The organism is Xenorhabdus sp. TS4, assembly GCF_014467265.1.
In the GTDB taxonomy this organism is placed as follows: Bacteria; Pseudomonadota; Gammaproteobacteria; order Enterobacterales; family Enterobacteriaceae; genus Xenorhabdus; species Xenorhabdus ehlersii.
Genome location: NZ_NKHQ01000044.1, coordinates 1 through 4,753, shown reverse-complemented (window position 1 = coordinate 4,753; position 4,753 = coordinate 1). Strand labels below are relative to the sequence as shown.

Genomic DNA, 4,753 nt, shown 5'->3' with positions numbered 1-4,753 from the left:
ATATCTGCTTCCAAAGGTGGGCAGATGTACCGCGTTGAGGCGCTCCCTTTCAGGCTACGGGAGTTTTACAGCCACCCGGAGGCGATCGTTGCAGGCTCATCGATCATTTAAGAAACAGGTTAATTCTTAAAGCATCCTGTCAGGGCGTCAACCAACAACCAGATCTTCATGTCCGTTGATTTTCCCGCCGGGCTTTGCGCGATTGGGTGACCGCTTTGTCATTCAGCATGCCTTTACAGGCCGGATAGTTCACACATCCCCAGAACGGCGCGGTTTTTCCCTGCTGTTGCCGCATCCGGCCGCCACAGTTCGGGCATTCGGGTGTTTTCGGCAACGTCAGATGCAGCGGCTGTGCCTTGCCGCGCTCGACTAAATGCAAAAGCCACTGCACCTGTTTTTGCATAAAAACCGCCAGCGACGCTTTACCCTGTGCAATATCTTCCAGCGATTGTTCCCATAACGCGGTCATACCCGGATCGGTCAATACCGCCGGCAGCCCGGCAATCAGTTCCTGCGCCAGCGGTGTTGCGTGGATTGTTTTCTTTTTCCGCTCAATCAGCTGGCGTTTAAATAACGTATCCAGAATGCCGGCCCGGGTCGCTTCCGTACCCAGCCCGGCACTTTCTCGCAAGACTTGTTTTAATTGCGGATCACTGACCAGACTGGCGGCATTTTTCATCGCGGCAATCAGGGTACCTTCAGTAAACGGTGCCGGCGGTTTGGTGTACAGTGACTGAATTTTTGCCTCAATCACCTGACAGCGATCGCCCTGGTTAAGGGCCGGCAGGGGTAAACCGGCTTCCTGTTCGTCTTCCTTTTCATGTTCTCTCGTTCCATCGGTAAACAGTGCCTTCCAGCCCGTGATCACATTCACCCGTCCTTTCACCCGGAAGTGTTGCCCGCCGATAGCCTAATGGTGAATGGCTGTAAACCCCAATATTCAGCGGTTCGACGGAGGAAACGGCGGATAAGGTGATCTGCTGTGGTACCGCGTTCAACGTATCCTGCAAAGTGGCAAGACTCTGCTGGAGATTGGCGGAAGCCCTATCCAGCGCTTGTTCCAGCTTCACCAGCCAGGTATCGGCATACGGATTATCGGCAGCGGCATCCACACTGATCGTGCCCGCGCGTTTAATCACCTGTGGCATCCCGAGAATGCCTGAAAATTTTCGTGGATTGCTGATCTCTTCCCGTCTGCGCCCTGCCCACAGACGGATGGCATAGTGGGTATGCAGTTCAATCGTTAATGAGGAGGTTAATACCCCGGCGCGTAAACGCGACTGGGATGATGATTTGTCTTCTGAATCAGACATGCACAAAGACTCCTTTGCCTTGATAAATCAGTAGAACTATCAAGGCAAAGGCGTCTGCGACTCAATGAATAACCAGTTATGGGAAACGGGAAAAAGAGTGAATTTTATTCGCGACCAGAAGTGATGATTTTTTAGCCTCATGTACCACAGGCACAGGCATACGCTTTTTAACCATCCCTGACACAGGCAACACAGGAGGATTTCCAGCTTCTGTTGCCTCGCTCAAAACAGAACGTTTTTTAATCGCGTGTGCCACGGGCACAGACGTATACTTTTTAACCGCCCTTAGCTCAGGCAACACAGGATAATTTCCAGTTTTTGTTGCCTCGTTCAAAACAGGATGTTTTTTAATCGCATGTGCCACGGGCACAAACGTATGCTTTCTAACCATCCTTAGCTCAGGCAACACAGGGGAATTTCCAACCTTTGTTGATTCGTCCAAAACAGAACATTTTTTAATCGCATGTGCCACGGGCACAGCCGTATGCTTTTTAGCCATTCTTAGCTCAGGCAACACAGGATGATTTCCAGCTTCTGTTGCTTCTCTCAAAACAGAATATTTTTTAATCGCATGTGCCACAGGCACAGTCGTCTGCTTTTTAATCAACCTCAGCTTCGTTTAAAGATAGCGATCTTATTATCCCGTAGATTCAAGCTCGGTTTTTTAGGTTGGAATGTATAAGCAATAAGACCGGCAGCAACTTCCAACAAAAAACCGAGCTGACTGCGATGCCTTGAATGCTCTATCTGAGAAATATTTTTGAGCTGGTCGACGACCGTTTCTATCAAAAATCTCCGTCTTAACATCAACCTATCCCAGAGAGATAATGCTTTGGTTTTCATGTTACTCCGGACATTGGTGATTAACGTGACGCCTTCCGCTTCTAACTCATCGCATAAAGCCTGGGATAAATACCCCTTATCACCATACAAACATCCTGCTAGTCCTTTTGTCAGCGCTCTGACTGGCTGACGATCATCCTGGTTTCCTGCGGTGAGTTTCACGGCTAACAATTCACCGCAATCATTGATAACCAAATGAAGTTTAAAGCCATAAAACCAGCCTGTACTCGTTTTACCTCGTTGTGCCATCCCTTCAAATACGCGATGACGGGGAATACGAAGATTGTGACAAACAGCAATTTTGGTAGAATCAATAAAAGCAATCCCTTGAGTTTGCGCCTTACGTGATGAAAGAAAAGCGCATAAAGGAATAAGCGCCCTTTTCTTCAGGGTGAGGATACGAGTATAGCTGACTAATCCGGGAAAATCGGCTGTAAGATATTGTTTTACATGTTCAATATAAAATGTTTTAAAATCACAATAATGACTCATATGAAATAAAATGAGGATCATCATGACTTCACTGAGAGAAAGGGATGCCTCACGGTGCCGTTTACGTAATCCATTTTCAATGAGTTGTTGATGCCAGAGAGGGATAAATTTTTGGCAAAAGTCATCGACGCAGCAGTAAAGTTCTTCTAAATTATACATGCCTGAGGGTCTCCACTATTTTGTTTTCTTTAGCAAAAACGTTGATCGTGCCTCAGGCACTTTAGTTCCCTTCCCTTAAGCGAAGCTCAGGTTAATTAATTAAAAGATTTTTTTATTTTTGATATAGATGAGTTTTTATATCAGTCAGCATTGAAAACTATAAAATTATTTAATTATCCCAATTCTTTTATATCATAAGGAGGGTAATATGATATTCAGATCAAAATCTTTTTCAGAAATATGGCCAAGATCAATTGATATCAGATGTTCTATAGTTATCAAGGAGGCTAGTCTATCAGAAGTATTTCATGCAACGGAAAAAATAAAGAAAGAAACTATGAATAATGAGTGGTTGTGCCCTAATTCTTCTGGTCAGCTTGATGAGAAGCAAATAAAATGGAATTCTAGATATAACCAGGCATTGGGAATATTTAAATTTTTCTATATTGATATTGGTATTCGCCTTAAATTAGAAGAAATTGATAAAAGAGTGTTGTTTTTTGTTGCTTATTTCAGAGGTGTTCCTGTCGGAGTTTTACAATTATTAATTACTGATGGGTTACCTAAAGTCGTTTTTTTGGCAACTCATTGTGGCATCCGAGGTTGTGGTGCTTTACTCATTGAATATGCAGTAAATAAATCACAACAATTAGGAATGGGAGGAAAGTTACAACTTTCTCCATATGAGGGAGCGAGAGCGACATATATGGCAATGGGATTTACTGAGGCTGGGGAACACCTGGAATTATATCCTGCTGATAGAAATGATAAATGGAAATGGAATGAGGCAACGGGTCGTTATAGATTCTGTTAAATATCAGTCTGGACACCTAATACGTTGTAATATATTTGGATTTTTGTTAGAGAAAAGTCAGGTGAATTATTTACATCTTCCAAAATATAATGAGGGGAATTAATGTAATGTTCAGATCAAAATCTTTTAATATTAACAACCGTTCTGTAGGATTTGGTCCTTTAACCCGGTCTAAATCCTGTACGGATATGTACACAACATTGGTTAATATGAAAACATTTATCACAATCAAGGAGGTCAGCCCAGAAGAAGCATTCTACGCAACGGAAAAGATGCTAACAGAAACTATGGCTGAGGATTGGTTTTATTTTGATTTTCTTAAGCTTGATAAGCAACAGGAAAGGTGGAAAATGAGGTATAATCAGGCGTTTAGTATACTTAATTGTCTCTCGACTAATGCAAAGCTTCAATCTATGAGAGATAAAACTGACGGTTCAAAAAAGTTTTTTGCTGTTGCTTATTTCAGAGGTATTCCTGTCGGTGCCTTACAATTATTAGTGCAAGATAATCATGAAAATGAGTTACCTGAAGTTTCTTTTTTGGCCACTCATTGCGGTATTCGAGGTTGTGGTGTTTTACTCATTGAATATGCAGTAAATAAATCACAACAATTAGGGATGGAAGGAAAGTTAAAACTTTCTCCATATGATGGGGCGAGGCAAGCATATATAAATATGGGGTTTATGAACATAAATGGGGGCATGGAATTACATCCCGCAGCAAGAAATGATAAATGGAAATGGAATAAGATAACAAGCCGTTATGAATGTTGTTAAATTTTTGGGGCAATACATTGATATTCGGCTTTTTGTTAGAAAGATGCCGAATAAATTAATTAACCTCAGCTTCGTTTAAAGATAGCGATTTCATTATCCCGTAGATTCAAGCTCGGTTTTTTAGGTTGGAATGTATAAGCAATAAGACCGGCAGCAACTTCCAACAAAAAACCGAGCTGACTGCGATGCCTTGAATGCTCTATCTGAGAAATATTTTTGAGCTGGTCGACGACCGGTTGAGTAGACCGCGGGAACTGCCCCCGCAGCCTCTCGCAGAACGGTACGTGAGCCTCTCGACTCATACCGCTCCCATCAAGCAAACGTGCCTGTCATTCCTGCCCGCCAATGGGCAAACA

The 4,753-nt window shown here is 43.1% G+C and carries 6 protein-coding genes and 1 pseudogene; 2 read left to right on the top strand and 5 right to left on the bottom strand.

Annotated features, from left to right (window positions below; all coding sequences use genetic code 11):
* Positions 1–166: 166 nt before the first annotated feature.
* From Xets_RS12765 to Xets_RS12750, 4 genes are all read right to left on the bottom strand, one after another.
* Positions 167–868: a DNA topoisomerase gene (locus Xets_RS12765; RefSeq protein ID WP_370588235.1), complete on the bottom strand. Its 702-nt coding sequence runs from the start codon at positions 866–868 to the stop codon at positions 167–169.
* On the bottom strand, positions 819–1,313 hold the full coding sequence (locus tag Xets_RS12760) for a PFL_4669 family integrating conjugative element protein (RefSeq protein ID WP_255430626.1): 495 nt from the start codon (positions 1,311–1,313) through the stop codon (positions 819–821). The genes Xets_RS12765 and Xets_RS12760 overlap by 50 nt, the downstream gene beginning before the upstream one ends.
* A 76-nt stretch (positions 1,314–1,389) precedes the next feature.
* A complete protein-coding gene (locus tag Xets_RS12755) occupies positions 1,390–1,899 on the bottom strand; it encodes a hypothetical protein (protein WP_187651795.1) in 510 nt (169 codons plus the stop codon).
* Positions 1,900–1,922: 23 nt separating this feature from the next.
* Positions 1,923–2,807 (bottom strand): IS982 family transposase, encoded by an 885-nt coding sequence (locus Xets_RS12750; protein WP_187651794.1) that lies wholly within the window; start codon positions 2,805–2,807, stop codon positions 1,923–1,925.
* A 208-nt stretch (positions 2,808–3,015) separates the two neighbouring features.
* Here Xets_RS12750 and Xets_RS12745 point away from each other — a divergent pair, with 208 nt between their 5' ends.
* Positions 3,016–3,621 carry a GNAT family N-acetyltransferase gene (locus tag Xets_RS12745; protein ID WP_187651793.1) on the top strand — a complete coding sequence of 202 codons (606 nt, stop codon included), beginning with the start codon at positions 3,016–3,018 and terminating at the stop codon, positions 3,619–3,621.
* A gap of 107 nt (positions 3,622–3,728) precedes the next feature.
* The gene (locus tag Xets_RS12740) at positions 3,729–4,397 is read left to right on the top strand and encodes a hypothetical protein (RefSeq protein ID WP_187651792.1); all 669 of its coding nucleotides are present in this window, start codon (positions 3,729–3,731) and stop codon (positions 4,395–4,397) included.
* 65 nt (positions 4,398–4,462) lie between these two features.
* On the opposite strand, the pseudogene Xets_RS24695 reads toward Xets_RS12740, so the two are convergent.
* Positions 4,463–4,621: pseudogene (locus tag Xets_RS24695) on the bottom strand (IS982 family transposase); the annotation flags it as partial.
* Positions 4,622–4,753: the final 132 nt, after the last annotated feature.